The sequence below is a fragment of the Shewanella colwelliana genome, assembly GCF_001735525.1.
Classification (GTDB): domain Bacteria; phylum Pseudomonadota; class Gammaproteobacteria; order Enterobacterales; family Shewanellaceae; genus Shewanella; species Shewanella colwelliana.
In genome coordinates, this window is record NZ_MCBT01000048.1 from 149,622 (window position 1) to 170,168 (window position 20,547).

The following is a 20,547-nucleotide window of genomic DNA, read 5'->3' on the forward strand; positions in this document are numbered from 1 at the left end:
TCCTCGACTAATGTGCTAACTTATCGAGCTGCCTGATAAAACGCTTAAGCTTATCTCTACTGTCATATTCAAGCAGAAACTTGCCATGAAATAACAAGGTCAGCGTCACGCCCCCTGATTGCATGTAACAAGTATAGCCATCGAAATCTGCCCACACTTCAACATCGTTAAATTGATAGCCTCTTGCGGTCTTTTCACCACAGTGGGTGACTCTACTGTATGCCAAAAGGGCTTTGGTAAATTTTATCTGAGTTTCCATAGTGGTTAGGCTTAGAACCGTATTTCAATGGATGACTTGTCGGCAATTTGAGGTTCTATGCCAATCATCTCATCATAGGCCGAACACAGTTCAAAGTGGGCATGAGTCAATCCCATCTGTTTGAGTTGGGTTTTGGCTTGGTCTAAAGAAAAATATAACAAGGGGCGTTTGTTTGGGGCGGTTAGCTGATAGAAATTGCCAAGCTCATCTTCACCGCCAACTAAATAGTGAGTCGCATCGGCTGTGTTAATAATTGTTGGTGCCAGTGTTTGTGCATCAAAACGTTCGATTAGCTCTTGCTGCGTCATCTTAATCATCCTCATCACTTTTCGATTTGAGTCAGAGATACGCTAGCGCGCGACAGAAAGATCACTCAAATAGAAAACGTTTTAGGGCAACGATTTTAATCTCTTTAATGATTAACACAGCTATATTGATCGTGGCGGCCGCGAATAGTAGCCATGTTTGCTCAGGATTTAGGATGGCCATAATGACGAAGAACAATACGGTAACCCATTGTTGCCATTGGCGCTCTTTGATCACAATGCGATTGTTGGCCAAATCTCGTTCAATACTGAATTTTCCGAGCCCATAAGACAGCTGAAAATGAATTGCCTTGATGTTGTTGCTTTGGTCGTACTTTGCATCGTAGGGCGTATGTTCGATGCCATTTTTGCTGCGGTAGTCTTGCAGCCGGGTTAACACCTTTGTTAAAAAATGCTCCATGCTTACCTTTTCCTTAAATGACGCGGCTGGCAACTTGTTAGAAGGATACAATATAAGCTTTTTGACGCTTACCGCGAGCCCAATACTACCTGCACCATGACTTAATGCCAATAAATTGTTAGGCACTGTTTTAGTTTTGTATCCAATGAACCTATAATGTTGCCCAGATCAAGATAACAATAACAAGATAACTAACAGATTGGAGTCTAAAGCAAATATGAAAAGACCGTTACAAGCTGTAAAGCATGCCATCGCCTTGTCGTTTGGTGTACTCAGTCTTAATGCAGCGGCTGGAGATCTACTCACGGCCCAGGAACTGATTGGATTGCAACAGGTGGCGCAAGCTCAGGTAAGCCCATCAGGAGACAATGTCGCTTTTACTCGCTATGTGCCTCGTGAACTCTATAAAGAGAAGAATGGCTTACATTGGGCTGAGCTGTATATCGTTGACGACAAAGGTATTGAACGCCCCTATGTTACAGGCGAAGTGACCATTAAAAATATTCATTGGTCAATGGATGGCACCTTGGTGTATTTCCTCGCAAAGATGGGTGATGACAAACATACAGCGTTATATCAGATCCCTTTTAATGGGGGGCAGGCACAGAAAACCTTCGAATTAAAAGAGACAGACATCGCCAGCTATGCACTCAGTCATGATGGTAAACAAATTGCGCTGATTGCAAAACCTGCTAAAGACAAAAGTGTTAAGGAGCTAAAAGAGCTTGGTTTTATGGCCGAGGTTTATGAGCAGGGACTGACTAATAAACAGCTGTTTGTCGTCGATTTGACTGTCAATGACAAGCCGCTTACACCTGTTGCTTGGGCGATTGAGGATTATGTTTCAGCGGTACAGTGGTCGGCAAATGATGAGCAACTGCTTGTTAAAACCCAACCTTCAGCGTTGATTGACGATCAGTACATGAAGTCGCAGTGGCATATTGTTAATGTGGACAAGCAGCAGGTTGTGACCTCATTTATGACTGAAGGTAAGCTTGGCGCTGCTGAGTTTTCCCATGATGGGAAATATGTCGCCATTTTAGGCGCACAAGATAAGCACGATCCCGCGACCGGTCGACTTTACCTTGCTGACAGCCAAAGCGGTAAGATCAAAGAATGGTTACCTAATCATTTAGGCCACGTGAGCGATATAGAGTGGAAAAAGCGCAGCAATGAGCTTTATTTCATTAGTAATATCGATACGGATTCAGTGATTGGATTGATTAAACCGGGTAGCAGCAAGTTCAAAGAGGTTGTTAAACCGGGTAAATTTATCGCTTCACAGCTTAGTATCTCTGATTCAGATAAGAGTATTGCCCTGCGTGCTAACACTGCTAAACATCCGAATGAAGTGTATCTCCTTCGAGGTGCCAAGCATAAGGCAAACCGCCTAAGTAACTCCAACCCATGGCTAGACGATAAGCGTTTCGCTAAACAGGAATCTATCACCTTCAAGGCGAAAGATGGCGTTGAGATTGGTGGTGTGTTGATCTATCCCCTCGACTACAAAAAGGGGGAGCGCTACCCGTTGATCATGTCGGTCCATGGCGGCCCAGAGAGCCATGATAAAGATGGTTGGTTGACTAACTACTCTCGTCCAGGTCAATTAGCGGCGAGTCAAGGTTATGCGGTTTTTTACCCTAATTACCGTGGTAGTACGGGTAAAGGCGTTGACTATTCTAAGCTTGGACAAAATGATTATGCTGGCAAGGAGTTCGACGATCTGGTCGAGTTTAAAGATCACCTTGTTAATATGGGGCTAGTGGACAGTAAAAAAGTAGGTATCACGGGTGGTTCATACGGCGGCTATGCTTCAGCATGGGCGGCGACTAAGCTGACAAAACATTTTGCTGCGAGCGTGATGTTTGTTGGTGTGACCAATCAGCTGTCTAAATTTGGTACGACGGATATCTCGAATGAGATGCACTTAGTGCATGCACGCTCTTATCCTTGGGATAAGTGGCAGTGGTATTTAGAGCGCAGCCCAATTTATTGGGCGGGCCAATCTGAAACCCCATTGCTGATCATGCATGGTAAGGATGATCCTCGTGTACATCCTGCTCAATCGATGGAGCTTTATCGTTATATGAAGGTGCAGGGTAAGGACGTGCGCTTAGTTTATTACCCTGGTGAAGGACATGGTAACCGTAAAGCAGCTGCGCAATACGATTACAATCTTCGTTTAATGCGCTGGATGGATCACTATTTGAAAAATGATGGCAAAGCAATGCCACCGTTTGAGATAGACCATAAGGCTATGCTCGATACAGCGAAGCAAGAAACTGAATAGTCATTATGCTAATGGGTACTAGATAATAAAAACGCCTGATAGTTAATCAGGCGTTTTTTTATGGCACTGAAAGTGGCGATATTAGCCTAAGTGGCGGCTTTCATATTGCGGGTAAATTCGCCCAGCGCACTAAGGAGTGCGGCTTCGTTATCACGATTGGCTTCAATTATCTTAACCACAGCCGATCCTGAAATGGCTCCTGCTGCGCCCGCGTCGATCGCGGCCTTCACTTGCGCTGGCTCTGCGATACCAAAACCCAATAGTGGTGGTGCACCGTTGAACTCTTTCAAGCGGGTTAAAATCTCATCAATTGGCCTGCCTGCTTTCGACTCTGTCCCCGTGACACCTGCACGCGACAGAAGGTAGGTGTAGCCTTCACCTTTCTCACTGACTAACTGCAAGGTTTCACGGTTAGCATTAGGCGGGGCGATAAAGATTGGCGCAATACCGTGTGCTTTGGCTGAGTCGATAAAAGGCGCCGCTTCTTCCACTGGCACATCAGCAATGAGTACTGAATCGACCCCTGCAGCCTTGGCTTTGGCATAAAAGGCATCGATACCGTTGGCAAAGACTAAGTTGGCGTAAAGCAGCAGCCCGACAGGAAGATCGGGGTATTTAGCACGGATACTGCTAAGCATCTCAAAGCAATGACTCGGCGTGGTCCCTGCGTCTAGTGCACGTAAGTTTGCCCCTTGGATCACGGGACCATCGGCAAGCGGATCTGAAAAGGGAAACCCTAGCTCTAGCGCATCGGCACCGTTTTCAACTAAGGTATCGATGATCTTTAGCGATAACTCAGGGCTGGGGTCGCCAAGCGTGACAAAAGGCACAAAAGCGCCTTGGCCTTTCGCTTTTAATGCGCTAAATGCTACTTGATAACGGTTACTCATTACCGCTCTCCTTGTTCTTATTTTCTAATATGTCCGCCACGGTAAAGATATCTTTATCACCGCGACCAGAGAGATTGACCACCAATAAGGTCTCTTCTGTGGCTACTTTGGCAAGCTTGATGGCATAAGCTAGCGCGTGGGCGGATTCTAGGGCTGGAATAATCCCTTCGCTACGGGCTAATAACTGGAAAGCTTCGAGCGCTTCATCATCGGTTGCCGATTCATAAGTGGCGCGGCCGGTGGCTGCTAGGTGAGCATGTTGTGGGCCGACAGAGGGAAAGTCAAGGCCTGCCGAGATGGAGTAAGACTCTTCAATCTGTCCCTCTTTGTCTTGCATCAAGGGGGCTTTCATGCCGAAAAATATACCGGTTTTGCCATGCTTAAGCGGTGCGCCATGCATCGGGGTATCAATACCTAACCCAGCGGGCTCGACACCAATAAGTTTGACACTGGCTTCGTCAATAAAGTCGGCAAACATACCAATGGCGTTTGAACCGCCGCCAACACAGGCGATAACCGCGTCTGGCAGGCGACCTTCACGTGCAAGTAACTGTTGTTTTGTCTCTTCGCCAATCATGCGCTGAAACTCACGCACTATGGTTGGGAAAGGGTGTGGCCCTGCAGCGGTGCCAAGTAGGTAATGCGCTTTATCGTAGCTGCCAGACCAGTCGCGCATCGCTTCATTACAAGCATCTTTTAGTGTCGATGAACCAGAGGTTACAGGAATGACTTCAGCGCCCATCAGTTTCATTCTGAACACGTTTGGCGATTGACGTTCAACGTCTTTAGCGCCCATATAAACTTTGCACTTTAAATCGAGCAATGCACAGGCTAGGGCCGTGGCTACACCGTGTTGCCCAGCTCCGGTTTCAGCGATGATCTCTTTTTTACCCATGCGCTTAGCGAGTAACGCTTGGCCGAGCACTTGGTTGGTCTTATGGGCGCCACCGTGCAATAGATCTTCACGTTTGAGGTAGATCTTAACCAAAGGGTTCGGGCTTAAGTTACGGGTGAGTGTCAACGCTGTTGGGCGTCCAGCATAGTTCTTCAGTAGGTCGCTAAACTCTGCCAGAAACGCCTCGTCTTGCTGGGCATCGACAAAAGCTGCTTCAAGTTGTTTTAGCGCTGGCATCAATATCTGCGGCACGTACATGCCACCATATTCACCAAAGTAGGGATCAAGCTTAGTCATTGGTAGTTCCTTAAATTAAAATTCAATTTGGTGTCATTGTCACTTAGTAGGCTCTAAGTGCGCTAAATGCTGCAGCAATTTGTTGATGATCTTTTACCCCCGGCTCATGTTCAACGCCTGAGTTAAAATCCAGACCAAAGAACCCTTGTTTACTGGCCTCAGCGGCATTTTTAGCGGTTAAACCGCCTGCAAGCATGGATTCAGTTTTGTTGGGGAGTGACAGTTGCCAGTTAAATACTTGGCCGGTACCGCCAAACTGTACGCCGCCGGCTTGCTGGGTCTTGCTGTCAAAAAGGAGACGGTCGGCATTGGTGACTAACGTGAGCTCAGTATCTGCTGCATCAACATTAACGGCAACCGCTTTCCAAATTTTTGCTTGTGAGCCCGCCTCTTTTAATGCTTCTCGTACTTGGTTTATTTCATATTCTGATTCGTTGCCGTGTAACTGTACGGCAAATAGATCTAATAATGAGGCGATATCACTGATCACTTTGGGGGCTTCATTGACAAATACTCCAACAAAGCTAAGCGATTTAGCGCTGGCACGTTGTGCGGTTGTCAGCGCTAGCGCTTGCTCTGGCGTTACGTAGCGTGGTGATTTTTTTGCAAAAATAAGTCCTGCGTAAATTGCCCCCGCCTCTGCGATTGCTTGCAAATCCTCGCTACGGGTCATTCCACAGACTTTGTTATGACCTAAGGTCAAGGTGCGACAGGCTAAATCTAAATCATCTTCTGCCATTAACGAGCTACCCACCAAAAAACCATCTACTAATGGGCTGAGGCGACGCACTTGTGCTTGGTTATAGATCCCTGATTCACTGATCACCACGCGATCTGCGGGTATATGTGGTGCCAAGGCTTCTGTGGTGGCTAAATCGGTCGATAGATCGCGCAAGTTACGATTATTGATGCCGATGATTGCAGCATCTAAAGCGATAGCACGCTGTAACTCCTCTTCGTTACTGACTTCTGTCAGCATATCGAGTTGGTACTTTTGGGCTTCGGCCGCTAAGGCTTGGTACTGCTCATCATCTAATACCGATAACATCAGCAAAATGGCATCGGCACCTTGATGCGCCGCGAGTTTGACTTGATATGTGTCAACAAAAAAATCTTTACACAGAATGGGTTGTGTCACCCGGGCTCTGACTTTGGGGATATAACCCATATCACCTTGGAAGAAGGCTTCATCGGTCAATACCGATATGCCCGCCGCGTAATGCAAATAAACGTCGGCAATCGCTTCAACATCGAAATCTGGGCGAATCAAGCCTTTCGAAGGGCTGGCTTTTTTACACTCAAAGATAAACCCAGCATTGGGCGCTTTCAGAGCCTCGAACAGGCTTCTGTCTGATATTTTGGGTTGCAGTGATGCCTCGGGGAAACGGATTTTTAATGCAGCGATATGCTCAGCCTTGGTATCAACAATCTTGGTCAATACATTGCTTTGCTTTGGTGCTGTTTGGGTCATAGTTGAACTGCTCACAATCACTCCCAATTCTCTATTTAACGGCGCTTGCGTCGGCAAGCTGCTCAAGTAAGGTAAAGGCTTTGCCACTGGCTAGGGTATCTAACGCGAGTGCTGTGCCAGCTGCAGGGCTGTTACAGATACCGGCGATGTACAATGCGCAACCTGCATTGGCGGCAACCGCATTGGTGTGCGCTGCTTGGCCGCAACCTTGTAAAATGGCCTTAGTCAACGCGGCATTTTCTTCTGGAGTGCCCCCTTCCAACTCAGGAAGGCTAGCTTGTGGTAATCCTAACTCAGCAGGTGTAAGGGTGTATTGGCTTATCTCACCATTATGCAGCTCACAGACAAAGGTGTCGCCATGAATAGCTACTTCATCGAGCCCTGCGCCGTGTACCACCATTGCACGCTTTATACCTAGGGCTTTCAATGCGTGAGCAACCGGGTCGACCAGCTCCTGACTGTATACACCTAGCACCATAAAATCTGGGTGTGCGGGATTGATTAACGGCCCTAAAAGATTAAACAGTGTGCGGGTTTTCAACGCTTGGCGCACCGGCACCGCATGTCGCACGCCACCATGATAATGGGGCGCGAATAGAAAACATAAGCCCAGATTGTCTAGGCAGTCTCGGGCGGTGTCTGGGGCCATTGTTAAATCGATGCCAAATTGTGCCAATAAGTCGGAAGACCCCGATTTACTTGAGACGCTGCGATTTCCATGCTTGGCGACCTTAGCGCCAGCAGCCGCGGCAACAAATGCTGCTGTCGTTGAAATATTGATGGTGTTGTGGCCATCACCGCCAGTGCCGACAATGTCAACAATACCTTGCGCTTTAGTGGCTTTGCTTGGACGTGGGAAAGGTTTTGCGGCGGCGCGCAGTGCATCGGCTGCCCCTGATATTTCATCAATGGTTTCACCGCGCATTTTCATTGCGACTAGCATACCTGCCATAGTGACTTGGTTCATTTCACCGCTAATGATCTGACTGACTAAGGTGTTGGCTTCTTCGCGGCTAGCACTCTGTCCAGCATAAAGTTTATCTAAGATTGATTGTAGTTGGCTCATTTTTCCTCTCCCACTGCCGGGCTGGTTAAATAGCTGAGGGTTTGCGTCAATAACTGACTGCCTAGCGTGGTTAGAATCGATTCAGGATGAAATTGAAAGCCCACGGCTTTATAGGTTTTGTGAGAGATCGCCATCGGCATCTCTTCTGTTGTCGCAATGACCTCTAAACACTCTGGGACTTGGGTCGCCACTAGGCTGTGGTACCGTGCGACGGGAAGCGGCGAGGGCAAGTTAGCAAATATCTCTTGGCCATTGTGAAAGGTTGGGCTCGCTTTGCCATGTACCACTTGCTGAGCGCGCTCAACTTTGCCACCGAAATGTTCAACCATGGCTTGATGTCCTAAGCAGATCCCAAGCATTGGCACTTTTCCCGCAACCAAACTGATTAATGTCATCAGACATCCAGCCTCGTGGGGAGCACCAGGGCCTGGTGACAATACTAATGCGGCTTTACCAGCTTCATTGAGGAGTTTATCAGCGATAAACTGGGCATCGACATCATTACGGTAGATCACCACCTCGAAGCCTAAGCTTCTAAATTGGTCAACTAGGTTGTAGGTAAATGAATCGAAATTATCCAATAGGTAAAGCTTCATACGCCACCTCCCATCTTAATTGCTGTTATAACGGCTTGTGCTTTTTGACGGGTTTCATCAGCCTCGGCCTGTGGGTCTGAATCATAGACCACACCAGCCCCTGCTTGAATGTGTGCGGTGCCATCTTTTACAAAGGCGGAGCGGATGACAATGCAGGTGTCCATATCACCTAGACCATTAAGATAACCTGCGGCGCCTCCGTAACTACCGCGGCGTGTTTTCTCTACGCCACGAATGAGCTGTGCGGCACTCACTTTTGGAGCACCAGTCAGGGTGCCCATATTCATACATGCTTGATAAGCATGTAGTGCATCTAAATCTTGGCGCAATTGTCCTGTGACGCGACTGACCAAATGCATCACATGTGAGTATCTATCGACTTTAAGTAACTCAGGAATTTTACGGGTGCCACTTTGACTAATGCGAGCGACATCATTACGCGCAAGGTCGACCAACATCAAATGTTCAGATAGCTCTTTCTTATCTAGCCGAAGTTCAAGCTCAATCCGGCTGTCTAGATCGGTGTCAATACTGCCATCAAGGGTTTTTCCTCGCGCTCGGGTGCCAGCGATTGGGTAAATCTCAACCTGATTGGTCGAGCTTTCATATTTGAGTGCGCTTTCTGGTGAGGCACCAAACACGGTAAAATCATCGCCTCGAAAGTAGAACATATAAGGGCTGGGGTTGGTTAAACGCAGCGCTCGGTATGCGCCTAAGGTATTGGGGCAAGGGAGGCTAAAACTACGTGAGGGGACAACTTGAAAGATATCTCCTGCTACCACATGAGATTTTAGCGCCTCGACGTGTTGGACAAATTCCGCATCAGAGACGTTAACTTTGGCGTCAGCATCAACAGTAACCAGTGCTGGAGCCGATCTAAGTTCCGCGACTTGTGCTGCAATCGTTGCAATACGATCGCTAAGGCAGCATGCATAGTCATTATCTTGGTGTTGTTCTGTATTAAATAGATGCGTGATCACTTGCGCTGTTTCGGCCTGTCTATCGACTGTGACCAAGGTTTCAGCCAGATAGAAAAGGTAATCAGGGCAACTGTTATTACCCTCTGGTACTTGCGGCAGAGGCTCTACCGTGTCAATTAAATCATATGCCAGTACACCACCTAGGAATAGATCTTCAAATTGTGGTGATTCACCACAATCGATGCCCTTAACTATGGCGCGTAAACCATCGAGTGGCGACACCGATTTAAGCCGAGCATCTTCATCGAGTTGTTGAGACGCTTTCGTCAAGGTTAAGGTTAGCGTGTTGTCTTCAACCACGGCGTCAGCATCGGGGAAATAGCGTTCAATTGGTGCGAGCAAGTTTTGGCCATTTTCAGTCAGTGCGGTAAAGGTTAACTGATAACCTTTGCATCGGATAGCCAGTGCTGCGTGGGTTAAGATGATGCTGCGAATATTATCTTTGCTTTCAATCTCAGCCGATTCGAGCAGCATAGTGTGCGGCGCATCGTGGGTAAGCTGCTGATATAAGCTGAGCGGATCATTCGGATAGTCGATCCGTTCCCTAACCGTTGTTACTTTAGCTATTGTCATCTTGTCTCTCGCTTTAAACGTCTGGTATCGCAATAACGGGCTGATTATGATTTTTTTTTACAAAAAAGCCCGCATCAAGTGCGGGCTTTTTGTTGAATCTTGTCTCTTTTACATGAGCACAGTTCTTCACACCACCCGCTAGTTTGGGAAGTGCCACCACCAATTGATGTTATTGAACTGAAATGTCATCGAAGCGTCTCTCATTTATGTAAAAGGTAATGTTGTTTAATGGCTATATAAAAACATCCACGTGGCGGTGATGTCAATTGAATATTTTTCTATTTAGTGCTTATTTGGTCTAAGCGACATCTCATCAAGGGGATTGTCGCACTATTTAACCCAATTAGATGTTTCTAATAACAAACTCTAGTAGAATAGTGGGATGATAAATGAAACGCTTTTAATTGATCTTCACAGCCACACGACCGCTTCAGACGGACAGTTGTCACCTTCAGAGCTTGTTGCTCGCGCCATTGAGAAAGGTGTACAAGTGTTGGCTATCACTGATCACGATACAACCGCAGGTTTAACTGAGGCCCATCAGTTTAATAATAACCAAAGTGAGCCGTTAACCTTAATCAATGGTACAGAAATATCAACACGGTGGAATAACTTTGATATTCATATCGTTGCACTGAATATTGATACTGACAATGAACCGTTAGCTGAGTTTTTGACCGAGCAACGCCTGTTGCGTGAAGCCCGGGCCAAAGAGATTGGGATGCGCCTAGAAAAGGCGGGTATAGAAGGCGCTTACGAAGGAGCTAAGGCGTTAGCCGGTGGGGCAGCGCTGAGTCGTGGGCACTATGCGCGCTGGTTAGCGGATAATGGTTATGCCGTTAATGCCGCATCGGTATTTAAGAAGTATCTCGCGCGTGGAAAAACGGGATATGTGCCGAATAATTGGTCCGACATGGCAACAGCCATTGCATTTATTCATCAGGCTGGTGGCTGCGCGGTATTAGCACACCCTAGTGGTTACAAGCTGTCTGGGAAATGGCTCAAACGCTTGGTTAGAGAGTTTAAAGCGGCTGGGGGCGATGCGATGGAAGTGGTGCTTGGTCAGCAAACCATTGAAGATAGAAATAATTTAATTGCATTAAGTAAACTCAATCAACTGCATGCATCACTAGGTAGTGATTTTCATTTTCCTGGCAGTTGGATTGAGTTAGGTAAAAATATGTTCCAGCCCCAAGGTGTTGATTGGGTATGGCAAATGGATAATTGGATGGAATCTAAATGAGTCAGTTTTTTTATGTACATGAAGAAAATCCACAGGCACGACTGATTAATCAGGCGGTGAATGTGATTAAGCAGGGCGGAGTGGTGGTTTACCCAACCGATTCCGGTTATGCCTTAGGTTGCTTGTTAGGCGAAAAAGATGCCATGACGCGTATAGCCCGTATTCGTCAGATAGATAATGACCACAATTTCTCACTGATGGTGCGCGATCAATCTGAACTAGCCGCTTATGCAAAGGTTGATAATCAAGCTTATCGCGTGTTAAAGCACAACACACCGGGGCCATTCACCTTTATTTTTAAAGCAAGTAAAGAGGTGCCTAAGCGGTTACAGAATCCTAAGAAAAAGACCATTGGTATTCGAGTGCCTGATAATGTCATTGCTTTGGCGCTGCTTGAAGCGCTAGATGCCCCGCTTATGTCGACCAGTTTGATATTGCCAGGCGAGGAGTTTACCGAGTCCGATCCTGAGCACATTCGTGACATTCTTGAGCATCAAGTGGATGTGATTATCCATGGTGGTTATTTAGGCGAAAAGCCGACGACCGTGATTGACTTATCCGAAGGGGATATCGATATTTTGCGTGAAGGCGCAGGGGATGTCAGTCAGTTTCTTTAAACCCCTGTCTATTGCGACGCTTAGCGGGTATAATCGCGCGTTTGGCGTAAAGCAATCAAGAGGTTAAACGCTGTAGTTGGTCAGTTTCCTTTTGAAAAATAAAGGGTATTGGGAGCGCGGATGCTTGGAACTCAACAAAGTTTACCGCTAGCAGTCGTTCGAGGCGAGGTGGTTAAACATCTGCCTGCCGATCTGTTTATCCCGCCAGAAGCATTAGAGGTGTTTCTTGAGTCCTTCGAAGGACCGCTCGATCTCTTGCTATATTTAATCCGGAAACAAAAACTGGATGTGGTGGATTTAGCCATCTCTCCGGTGACGGATCAGTACCTTGAGTATATTGAGTTACTGCAAGGTGCCAGAGTGGAACTTGCTGCCGACTATTTGGTCATGGCCGCTACCTTAGCAGAGATAAAGTCGCGGTTATTATTGCCAAAGCCTGACGTGGGCGATGAGGATGAAGAAGATCCTCGGGCGCAACTTATTCGCCAATTAAAAGCGTATGAAGTCATTAAAGACGCCCAACAGCGTTTAGATGAGTTACCGCGTTTAGAGCGAGATATATTTCAAGCTAAAGCGCTGCCAGCGGCGGATATTAAACCTGTTGTCGTGCCGCCGTCGGTATCCTTGTTTGATATCGCCAGCGCATTTGCATCGGTGTTAAAACGTGTTGAAGCGACTGAGCATCATCATGTTAGACGTGAAAACCTGTCAACCCGGGAACGTATGGCACAGATTTTAGCTATGCTTGAAGGCAAGGATTATCTGCCTTTTGAGCAGCTATTCGATGTCAAAGAGGGGCGAGCTGGTGTGGTGGTGAGCTTCTTAGCGCTAATGGAGTTAGTCAAAGAGCTATTGGTTGACTTAATTCAAGCTGAGCCATTATCAACGATTCATGTTAGGGCGTATTGATTGTCAAACGGTAAGAAACTGCAAATTAACCCTGATCAGTTAAAACAATTGATTGAAGCCAGCTTATTCGTCATGGCGAAAACGGTGTCAATTAAGCATTTAACTGAGAGTGTGTTGGCAAACTTTAACGTATCTCGCGTTAAGGTTAAAGCAGCGCTAGAGGAGTTACAGCAAGATTATCAAGGCCGTGGCATTGAACTGGCTAAGGTGGCGGGTGGTTATCGTTTTCAGACGATTGAAACCTTGAGTCCCTATTTGCAAACTTTGTGGCAAGAAAAAGCGCCTCGTTACTCTAGGGCGACACTCGAAACATTGGCAGTGATAGCTTATCGTCAGCCAGTGACACGAGGAGATATAGAGTTTGTCCGTGGTGTGGCAGTCGGTAGCCACATTATAAAGAGTTTATCCGATAGACATTGGATTAAAATTGTAGGCCATAAAGAGGTGCCGGGAAGGCCCGCGTTATATGCGACTACAAATGAATTTTTAGCCTATTTTGGCTTAGATACGATAGCGGATCTTCCCGTTCTATCTGATACTGAGTCACTAGCGGCACTGTTTTCTGGTGGGGTGAGCGCTGAGGTAAGCGTGCCCGACGATGAAACCGTGCCCAACACTATAGAAGAGTCTACTAATGAGTGAAAAATTGCAGAAAGTCTTGGCCCGAGCAGGCCATGGCTCCCGTCGTGAGATGGAGGCATGGATTGCTGCAGGTCGAGTTAGTATTGACGGTGAAATTGCTAAGCTAGGTGATCGTATTGAGGCTGACGCCAAGGTGCGTATCGATGGTCGCGCGGTTTCGGTAAAGTCTGAAGAGGATCTGGTATGCCGTGTGATAGCCTACCATAAGCCAGAAGGTGAAATTTGCAGCCGCAAAGATCCTGAAGGACGTCCTACGGTCTTTGATAGATTACCACGCACGCGTGATTCACGCTGGGTCGCGGTCGGCCGTTTGGATATCAACACCTCTGGTTTGTTATTGTTTACCTCTGATGGTGAATTGGCCAACCGACTAATGCACCCTTCACATGAAGTGGAGCGCGAGTACGCTGTGCGTACATTTGGTGAAGTCAATGACGCTTGCATTCAGCGTTTACGCACAGGTGTAACCCTTGAAGATGGTCCAGCTCACTTTGATAAAGTAAAACCAGCTGGTGGTGAGGGCATGAACAAGTGGTGGCATGTATCACTAGCCGAAGGCCGTAATCGTGAAGTTCGTCGCTTATGGGAATCGCAAGAGGTACAGGTGAGCCGTCTGATCCGTATTCGTTACGGTATGATCGAGTTGCCAAAAACCTTGCCGCGTGGTGGTTGGATTGAGTTGCCAATTGAGCAGGTTAATTACCTAAGGAAATTGGCCGGCATGGAAGAGGAAACACGTACCCTAATGGGAACGGACAAGCACAGTGTTGCTCGTGCTAAAGTCAAAAGTGCCAAAATTCGGCGGGCTGTGCGCAAACATAAGAGCGCCGCAGGCAAAACACCACGTCAACGTAGCTAACCGAGTTACAGTATCCCAAAGAGGTCGCTTAGGCGGCCTTTTTTGTACCCACAATTGTGCTGCAATACTATAACTCTCTATAGCCTTCAAGCGGAGTATGCCAATGGAAATCATATTAGTAACAAAGGTTTGCGACCAAGGTTAACATAATGCCTTTACTGGCTTAGCGGCGTTTAATGGTGCGCTTTACTGCGTATTTCGAGAAGGTCGCGCCCATGTCTCTCCTGATGGTGCGCTGCGTATTCTCAAATCTTGTGACGATGGTGTGACATGGCATAGTTCAGCGCTAATCACTTCTGCTGAGACCGATCTTCGTGATGGAAAGTTAGTCGTGTTTCAGCAACAACTTTATCTTTTTGGCGGTGCCACGCTTCACAATAAGAGTGAGCAAAATCTGCAATCTTACTATTGGCAATCAAAGGATGGTAAAGATTGGTCATCAGGGCAAGAGTTAGCAGGTAAAGATGAATGGCTGTGGCGCGTCACTGAGCATAAAGATTGTTTGTATGGCGTTGCTTACCACCCAAACGAGCTTCATGGTTATGTCGCTTTATATCGTAGTGATGATGGGCTGCAATACACTCAGCTGAAACCACGATTAAATCAAAGTGGCTATGTGAATGAGTCAGGGTTGGTATTTGATTGTGAAGGCAAGGCGTGGTGTCTTCTTAGACGAGATCCCCTCTGGCAAACCGATGAGCGAGCGCTGCTTGGTGAAGCCAATCCTCCCTATACTTCCTGGCATTGGCGCGTGTTAGATAAACGTATCGGTGGTCCAGTCAATTTTATATGGCAAGGGCGACACTTTGCCGTGGTACGGCTATATGATGAGCGTGTAAGAACATCAATTGTTGAGGTTTTATCTAGTAAAGGGGAGTTGATTGAGTGTTTGACCTTACCGTCTGGTGGCGATACCAGCTATGCCGGAGTTATAGTGACCGAAGAGGAGTTACGCATCAGCTATTATTCCGCTCATGAAGGGACATGCGCGATCTATTTCGCTAAGGTGCAACTGAGTTAATCTTTCCTGCCACAATCGTTTTTTGTATCAATTGAGTCGCGACAATGTCAAGTCTGCCGATTAGACTAAGCTGATGTTAATTCAATCGGCTTGATTTAGCCTTGTTGCTGGGTATTGGTGATGAGAGCACTCAAGTCTTTCTTTGAATACATTGATGCTCATAATATCCTTAGTACGCTACTCGTTTTGACTCGTGGCCGTCATCTATTTAGTTGGTACGCAATGTTGCTGTTTTAGATTTCTAATATCTTGCTGAACCCCGCCAACGTTTCATTTATTTAATGACATACTAGTTGTAAATAACAATGTTTATTTAATATTAAAATAGCTGGATAATTATATCACCCTTCACTTAGTAACATTTTATTAACTAGGGTGGGTTTTTAGAGCTTCTAAAATTTGCCGAGCGTTTACAATGTTTCGGTACTTGTTGTGTTTAGTGTTTACTATTGATCTTTTATTAATAATTAAAACAATAATCATACATGTGTATTTATTTGTATCCACTGACTTTAATGTAATGCATTTACTTTGTTCGTTCTCTTGCTTATCATCTTTATTTTTTTAGGTCGTTGTTCTTTATGGCTTTTCTTGTATTCCCTTATTATTTTTAATAAATTTTTGTTATTTCATGTGTATCAATTGGTTTCATTTGGGTTGTTTTTATGTGCTGTTCGTTGACATGTTTTTTGTTTTTTAACAATATCCATACCGAAGGATTAACTTCTTAATTAAAAACAAAACAATAAATATTATTAAGCGAGAATTTTTGTTAATTACTCGTATATGAGGGAAACATATGAACTCTTTGACCTTAACAGCGAAAGCGGTTCGCGTAGGCATATTTGCCTTAACGACATCGAGTATGGCTTTTTCAGGAACAGTATTTGCTGAAGAGCAAAGTGAAAAAGTAGAACGCATCGAAGTAACTGGTTCACGCATTAAACAGGTGGATATGGAAACTTCCTCACCTGTAACTGTGCTCAGCGCAGCAGATATAGCCTTAACGGGTGAGAAAACCGTTGCAGATGTGCTTAACAACTCAGCCATTAACAGTTTTGGTTCTTGGCGTGGCATGTCAGGTTATGGATCTGGTGCTAGCTCTACTGCCAGTATTAATATGCGCGGTCTTGGTGCACAAGCAACGCTTGTCCTGCTAGATGGCCGTCGTATGCCTGGCACAAGTTCTAGCTCAGGTGCGGTTGCCGATACTTCGCAAATTCCATTGGCAATAGTAGAGCGAATCGAAATCTTACGTGATGGCGCCTCTGCGGTTTATGGTTCTGATGCTGTTGCAGGTGTAATTAACATTATTACCAAGAAAGAGTTTGATGGTTTCCAGCTTGATTTTAGCACTGAGCAACCCGATATCGACGGCGGAGATGCCAACCGATTCTCTATCGCTGCGGGCTTCAATTCAGATAAAGGCAATGTCACATTTACCTATGAGTACTATGACACTAAATCTGTGATGGACCGTGATATATGGAATATGGATGATCCCTCTTATGGCGATTACAGTTCGTTCAGCTCAGTGCCAAATGGTTACTACAACACTGGCAAGTTAGATGCAGATGGCAAGCCGATTTATGACTTTTACGCTAATTCTGATATGTGCGATCAAACAGAAAATGTTTCCGATGGTACAGACGGTGAAAATAACGGTCGCTGTTTCTACAGTTACGGGGCTGTCACCAAGTTATTTGGCGACATGACGCGTAACTCATTCATGACCAATTTCAACTATGAAGTGACTGATAACATTCAGTTCCGTGGTCGTGGGTCTGCATCGTTGAGCGAAACCAATACGCGTTATGCCGGCACGCCTGTGTCAACTAACTATCCAGTTATGGGCGCAGATAACCAATACAACCCAACTGGTGCAGATATGACGCTTTATATGCGCTCGGTACAGATTGGCGAGCGCGACACATTAACCGAGACCAATAACTACGATATTTTAGGTGGATTTGTTGGTTACTCAGAAGTCGGTAACGGGATTGACTGGGAGATCAATGCTCAGCATTCTGCGTCAACCACTAACTCTTTCAATTATAACTTGATCAATGACAACATCATTCAGAGCGAAATCGATACTGGTGAGTATGACATCTTTAATACTTCTGGAATGAGCTATGCCGAGTGGGATGCACAGATGGCTAAGTTGTACGGTGCTGCGGCTCATACTGGCGTATATCAAGGCAAATTCGACAGCACTCAGTTTGATGCGTTAGCCAGTACATTAGTGCTTGAAAATGGAGATTTCACTGTTGCTATGGTTGGTGGTATCGAGTATGAAATGATCAACTTTAAACAAACTAGCGACCCTGAGTCTGCAGCAGGTATTATCTCAGGTGGCTCAGGTGGCGATGATGTTGATGCTGAGCGTACGCGCCAAGCTGTATACACAGAGTTCCAAGTGGGTTTGCCTGCTAACTTTGAGTTTTCAGCGGCAGTTCGCTATGAAAAGTATGAGCAAGAGGGAAGCCTGAGTGGTCCTGAGGGGGTCGTGACCAAATCATCGACATTTGATGCCGTTGTGCCTAAGTTTGGTTTAAGCTGGCGTCCAGTTGATTCGTTACTCCTTCGTGCCAGTTATGGTGACTCTTTCCGTGCACCAAATATGGGGGAGATGTTCTCATCTCAATCACTAAGCTTTGAGAAGGCTTATGATTCAGTGTGGTGTGAAGCGAACAACGACTCAGATGCCAACTACTGTGCAACGGGAAATCAACACAAAACTTGGTACGGCGGTAACCCTAATCTAGAAGCTGAAGAGGGTAACTCTTTAACACTAGGCGGTGTATGGAATGTGACCGACGCATGGAGCCTTGAGCTGTCTTATTATGCCATCACTTATGACAATAAGATTGAGTCTGTGAGTGCATCAGATGTGATTCGTGATGAAAAGGTTAATGGTGGTTCGCAGTTTGTGACCCGTGGTGCTGACGGTAAGATCGAATACATCGAAAGTGGTGTGGTTAATATTGCAACGGTTGAGACATCAGGTTTCGATTTTGCCACCGCGTACAACTTAGAAACTGGCTTTGGTGACTTTAACTTTAAGGTCGATATGAGCCATGTGCTGGAGTTTAAAAAGCAGGCTGACTCTGAGTCGGTAACTATTGATTACTCAGGTGTTGTTGACTACCCAGAATGGCGTGGTAACTTCTCTGCAGCCTGGTACTTTGATGATTTTAACGCAGCGTGGACTACGGTCTATATTGGCAGCCAGTCGGGTGAATATTGGAGAGAGCAGGGCGAAGATTACATCATCGATACGCCAAGCTATTTCAAGCATAACTTCCAAGTGGGTTACACTCATGATTGGAATGGTACCGTTACGCTTGGGGTAAATAATCTGTTTGATGAGCAAGCTCCTACCTATTATAACTTTGCCGCATATCGCGATGTGAACACGGGCTTGTATGATGTACTTGGTCGTACTTTCTATTTACGTGTAAATCAAAAGTTCTAAGCCTGGCTTAGCCTATAAAAAACCTCCTTAGTTGGAGGTTTTTTTATGGGCGAATTAAACCATTATCGTTAATGGTTAAATATGGAGGCTACAGATTTGATGGAGCGCAGTGTATAAACAGGACTATGATGACAGGTCGCTTAAGTCAACATCAGTTATCAGCGGTGGTGACAATTCATGGACTGCAGAGGTTGGGCACTGTGTCAGATACCATTTGTAGCAGATAGCTGACACATAGGTTTAATGAGTCAAACGCAACTCTTGGCGGTGTTCGTGTTCATGATCGGCAGCGCATTGTGCACAGCGCTGCTCCAAGGGATTGGCGTCAATTCTCTGCTGCTCAATTTCCGACTCGCAGTCAGAACATAATCCATAGAGATCAATGTCGAGTTGGCACATTGCGGCATCGAGTTGGGTGAGTTTGAGAAAGAGTGGTTCATCGCAAAGTTTGGCTGCGGTTAACTCATCTATTAACGATGACAGTGACAACGACTCACAATCAATAGATAAATGGTTCAACCTTAGCAGTGCACCTAACTCTTTCCTGAGATTAGCTTCAAGCTCCGACAGTTCATGTCTGATATGGGATCTGCTCACAAATCAATGCCTAGTTTATGTTGATGGATATTCAGTCTAAGCCGCTGGCGCAAATTGGCTATGACTGAGATCAAAACTCGGTGTGATTTTTAGGAAAATTGGTGTGCAACAATAAGATCAGACCAGTGAAACCCCAATGCTGGCTGCAAGTTAACTGTTTTTTAACAGCGACAATATATCTGGGGTATGTTTAAGTACGCGAACTTGCAGAAATAAGGCTTCGCCCTCACTGTAATGTCTCGCGATGAAGCGCAGCCACTGTTTAATGCGGGCTGGATAGTATTTTTCTTTCTCGCTGACAATCTCAAAGTCGGAGTATTGGATCAGGAGTGTTTTCACTTCTTGCCAGCTCATGGGCGTTTGGGTGCCTTTGACCACATGTGCCAAGTTTGGCACGGTTAACGCGCCCCGCCCAAGCATTACGTCATCACAACCACTGACTTGCTGGCATTTTAAGTAGTCTTCACGGCTCCACACCTCACCATTGGCGATAATAGGTAAGCGGACTGCTTGCTTAATCTTAGCGATATACTCCCAATGGGCTGGTGGCCGATAGGCTTCCTCTTTCGTTCTAGCATGTACGGTTAATTCGGTTGCGCCAGCCGATTCAATTGCCTGTGCGATTTCGATACACCGACTTTTGTCATCCCAGCCTAAGCGTATTTTAGCGGACACGGGTTTACCGGCTGGGACGGCATCGCGCACAGCTTTAGTCACGCGATAGATAGTTTCTGGCTCTTTGAGCAGTGCTGCGCCGCCGTTACTACGATTAACCATAGGGGCAGGACAACCATAATTTAAATCGACGCCACGGGAGCCTAATTCAACTGCGCGTAGCGCGTTTTCTGCCATCCAATCTGGGTTTTGTCCGAGTAGCTGCAAGCGAACCGGTGTGCCTGCCTCTGTGTGGCATTGATGTTTAAGCTCTGCACATAACCGGTAAAAGACTTTTTCTGGTAATAGTTGATCGACGACACGAATAAATTCGCTAACGACCATGTCATACCCACCTACACGGGTTAACAGAGCTCGCATCGGGGCATCGGCAACGCCTTCCATTGGGGCTAAAATTACGCGCATTAACTTGTTATCCCACTTAAATAAACAATTGAGGCCTGCGCCTCAAAACAGTGCGGCT

The 20,547-nt window shown here is 46.2% G+C and carries 19 protein-coding genes and 1 other annotated feature; of the genes, 8 read left to right on the plus strand and 11 right to left on the minus strand.

The genetic code is table 11. The features are described 5' to 3' along the window. Window positions 1–7: 7 nt before the first annotated feature. The 3 genes from BEL05_RS18480 to BEL05_RS18490 form a co-directional block, all read right to left on the minus strand. Window positions 8–259 carry a DUF3081 family protein gene (locus BEL05_RS18480; protein WP_028762107.1) on the minus strand — a complete coding sequence of 84 codons (252 nt, stop codon included), beginning with the start codon at window positions 257–259 and terminating at the stop codon, window positions 8–10. Between the two features lie 11 nt (window positions 260–270). Next, complete coding sequence (locus BEL05_RS18485; RefSeq protein WP_069672258.1) at window positions 271–567, minus strand: DUF6482 family protein; 297 nt, start codon at window positions 565–567, stop codon at window positions 271–273. 61 nt (window positions 568–628) lie between these two features. After that, window positions 629–985: a hypothetical protein gene (locus BEL05_RS18490; protein WP_028762106.1), complete on the minus strand. Its 357-nt coding sequence runs from the start codon at window positions 983–985 to the stop codon at window positions 629–631. Window positions 986–1,202: 217 nt separating this feature from the next. Here BEL05_RS18490 and BEL05_RS18495 point away from each other — a divergent pair, with 217 nt between their 5' ends. Next, window positions 1,203–3,275 (plus strand): S9 family peptidase, encoded by a 2,073-nt coding sequence (locus BEL05_RS18495; protein ID WP_069672056.1) that lies wholly within the window; start codon window positions 1,203–1,205, stop codon window positions 3,273–3,275. Window positions 3,276–3,361: 86 nt separating this feature from the next. Here BEL05_RS18495 and trpA read toward each other — a convergent pair whose 3' ends face one another. From trpA to BEL05_RS18525, 6 genes are read right to left on the minus strand one after another with little or no spacing between them, the layout of a single operon-like run. After that, complete coding sequence (gene trpA, locus BEL05_RS18500; protein ID WP_028762104.1) at window positions 3,362–4,165, minus strand: tryptophan synthase subunit alpha; 804 nt, start codon at window positions 4,163–4,165, stop codon at window positions 3,362–3,364. Beyond that, window positions 4,158–5,357 (minus strand): tryptophan synthase subunit beta, encoded by a 1,200-nt coding sequence (gene trpB, locus BEL05_RS18505; protein ID WP_069672057.1) that lies wholly within the window; start codon window positions 5,355–5,357, stop codon window positions 4,158–4,160. The genes trpA and trpB overlap by 8 nt, the downstream gene beginning before the upstream one ends. A gap of 43 nt (window positions 5,358–5,400) precedes the next feature. Next, window positions 5,401–6,828 (minus strand): bifunctional indole-3-glycerol-phosphate synthase TrpC/phosphoribosylanthranilate isomerase TrpF, encoded by a 1,428-nt coding sequence (gene trpCF, locus BEL05_RS18510; RefSeq protein WP_069672259.1) that lies wholly within the window; start codon window positions 6,826–6,828, stop codon window positions 5,401–5,403. Between the two features lie 31 nt (window positions 6,829–6,859). Further along, a complete protein-coding gene (trpD, locus tag BEL05_RS18515) occupies window positions 6,860–7,894 on the minus strand; it encodes an anthranilate phosphoribosyltransferase (protein ID WP_028762101.1) in 1,035 nt (344 codons plus the stop codon). Next, the gene (locus BEL05_RS18520) at window positions 7,891–8,490 is read right to left on the minus strand and encodes an aminodeoxychorismate/anthranilate synthase component II (RefSeq protein WP_028762100.1); all 600 of its coding nucleotides are present in this window, start codon (window positions 8,488–8,490) and stop codon (window positions 7,891–7,893) included. The genes trpD and BEL05_RS18520 overlap by 4 nt, the downstream gene beginning before the upstream one ends. Further along, window positions 8,487–10,043, minus strand: a complete 1,557-nt coding sequence (locus tag BEL05_RS18525) for an anthranilate synthase component 1 (protein ID WP_069672058.1) — start codon at window positions 10,041–10,043, stop codon at window positions 8,487–8,489. The genes BEL05_RS18520 and BEL05_RS18525 overlap by 4 nt, the downstream gene beginning before the upstream one ends. Window positions 10,044–10,102: 59 nt before the next feature. Beyond that, window positions 10,103–10,211: a sequence feature (Trp leader region), on the minus strand. 214 nt (window positions 10,212–10,425) lie between these two features. Between BEL05_RS18525 and rnm the strand changes: the two genes are divergently transcribed. The 7 genes from rnm (at window position 10,426) to BEL05_RS18560 (ending at window position 18,812) form a co-directional block, all read left to right on the plus strand. Continuing rightward, complete coding sequence (gene rnm / locus BEL05_RS18530) at window positions 10,426–11,286, plus strand: RNase RNM (RefSeq protein ID WP_069672059.1); 861 nt, start codon at window positions 10,426–10,428, stop codon at window positions 11,284–11,286. Further along, entirely contained in the window at window positions 11,283–11,903 is a 621-nt protein-coding gene (locus tag BEL05_RS18535) for an L-threonylcarbamoyladenylate synthase (protein WP_028762097.1), read from the plus strand. The genes rnm and BEL05_RS18535 overlap by 4 nt, the downstream gene beginning before the upstream one ends. Window positions 11,904–12,023: 120 nt before the next feature. Further along, entirely contained in the window at window positions 12,024–12,812 is a 789-nt protein-coding gene (locus BEL05_RS18540) for a segregation and condensation protein A (RefSeq protein WP_028762096.1), read from the plus strand. Window positions 12,813–12,830: 18 nt separating this feature from the next. After that, window positions 12,831–13,454 carry an SMC-Scp complex subunit ScpB gene (scpB, locus tag BEL05_RS18545; protein WP_028762095.1) on the plus strand — a complete coding sequence of 208 codons (624 nt, stop codon included), beginning with the start codon at window positions 12,831–12,833 and terminating at the stop codon, window positions 13,452–13,454. Further along, window positions 13,447–14,313 carry a 23S rRNA pseudouridine(2605) synthase RluB gene (gene rluB / locus BEL05_RS18550; RefSeq protein WP_028762094.1) on the plus strand — a complete coding sequence of 289 codons (867 nt, stop codon included), beginning with the start codon at window positions 13,447–13,449 and terminating at the stop codon, window positions 14,311–14,313. The genes scpB and rluB overlap by 8 nt, the downstream gene beginning before the upstream one ends. Before the next feature lie 265 nt (window positions 14,314–14,578). Next, a complete protein-coding gene (locus tag BEL05_RS18555) occupies window positions 14,579–15,334 on the plus strand; it encodes an exo-alpha-sialidase (RefSeq protein ID WP_245687030.1) in 756 nt (251 codons plus the stop codon). A gap of 799 nt (window positions 15,335–16,133) precedes the next feature. After that, a complete protein-coding gene (locus tag BEL05_RS18560; protein ID WP_028762093.1) occupies window positions 16,134–18,812 on the plus strand; it encodes a TonB-dependent receptor in 2,679 nt (892 codons plus the stop codon). Window positions 18,813–19,052: 240 nt separating this feature from the next. On the opposite strand, the gene BEL05_RS18565 is transcribed toward BEL05_RS18560, so the two are convergent. Together BEL05_RS18565 and dusC are read right to left on the minus strand one after the other, a co-directional pair. After that, the gene (locus BEL05_RS18565; RefSeq protein ID WP_028762092.1) at window positions 19,053–19,409 is read right to left on the minus strand and encodes a TraR/DksA C4-type zinc finger protein; all 357 of its coding nucleotides are present in this window, start codon (window positions 19,407–19,409) and stop codon (window positions 19,053–19,055) included. A 150-nt stretch (window positions 19,410–19,559) separates the two neighbouring features. Next, window positions 19,560–20,489, minus strand: coding sequence for a tRNA dihydrouridine(16) synthase DusC (gene dusC, locus BEL05_RS18570; RefSeq protein WP_069672060.1), 930 nt, complete (start codon window positions 20,487–20,489; stop codon window positions 19,560–19,562). Window positions 20,490–20,547: the final 58 nt, after the last annotated feature.

Bases quoted from the DNA above. Each gene is read 5' to 3' on its own strand.
- dusC (WP_069672060.1), bottom strand. From the start codon at position 20,489: ATGCGCGTAATTTTAGCCCCAATGGAAGGCGTTGCCGATGCCCCGATG.
- BEL05_RS18495 (WP_069672056.1), top strand. From the start codon at position 1,203: ATGAAAAGACCGTTACAAGCTGTAAAGCATGCCATCGCCTTGTCGTTT.
- BEL05_RS18525 (WP_069672058.1), bottom strand. From the start codon at position 10,043: ATGACAATAGCTAAAGTAACAACGGTTAGGGAACGGATCGACTATCCG.
- trpA (WP_028762104.1), bottom strand. From the start codon at position 4,165: ATGAGTAACCGTTATCAAGTAGCATTTAGCGCATTAAAAGCGAAAGGC.
- rnm (WP_069672059.1), top strand. From the start codon at position 10,426: ATGATAAATGAAACGCTTTTAATTGATCTTCACAGCCACACGACCGCT.
- BEL05_RS18535 (WP_028762097.1), top strand. From the start codon at position 11,283: ATGAGTCAGTTTTTTTATGTACATGAAGAAAATCCACAGGCACGACTG.
- BEL05_RS18480 (WP_028762107.1), bottom strand. From the start codon at position 259: ATGGAAACTCAGATAAAATTTACCAAAGCCCTTTTGGCATACAGTAGA.
- trpB (WP_069672057.1), bottom strand. From the start codon at position 5,357: ATGACTAAGCTTGATCCCTACTTTGGTGAATATGGTGGCATGTACGTG.
- trpD (WP_028762101.1), bottom strand. From the start codon at position 7,894: ATGAGCCAACTACAATCAATCTTAGATAAACTTTATGCTGGACAGAGT.
- BEL05_RS18560 (WP_028762093.1), top strand. From the start codon at position 16,134: ATGAACTCTTTGACCTTAACAGCGAAAGCGGTTCGCGTAGGCATATTT.
- trpCF (WP_069672259.1), bottom strand. From the start codon at position 6,828: ATGACCCAAACAGCACCAAAGCAAAGCAATGTATTGACCAAGATTGTT.
- BEL05_RS18490 (WP_028762106.1), bottom strand. From the start codon at position 985: ATGGAGCATTTTTTAACAAAGGTGTTAACCCGGCTGCAAGACTACCGC.
- BEL05_RS18520 (WP_028762100.1), bottom strand. From the start codon at position 8,490: ATGAAGCTTTACCTATTGGATAATTTCGATTCATTTACCTACAACCTA.
- rluB (WP_028762094.1), top strand. From the start codon at position 13,447: ATGAGTGAAAAATTGCAGAAAGTCTTGGCCCGAGCAGGCCATGGCTCC.
- BEL05_RS18540 (WP_028762096.1), top strand. From the start codon at position 12,024: ATGCTTGGAACTCAACAAAGTTTACCGCTAGCAGTCGTTCGAGGCGAG.
- BEL05_RS18485 (WP_069672258.1), bottom strand. From the start codon at position 567: ATGACGCAGCAAGAGCTAATCGAACGTTTTGATGCACAAACACTGGCA.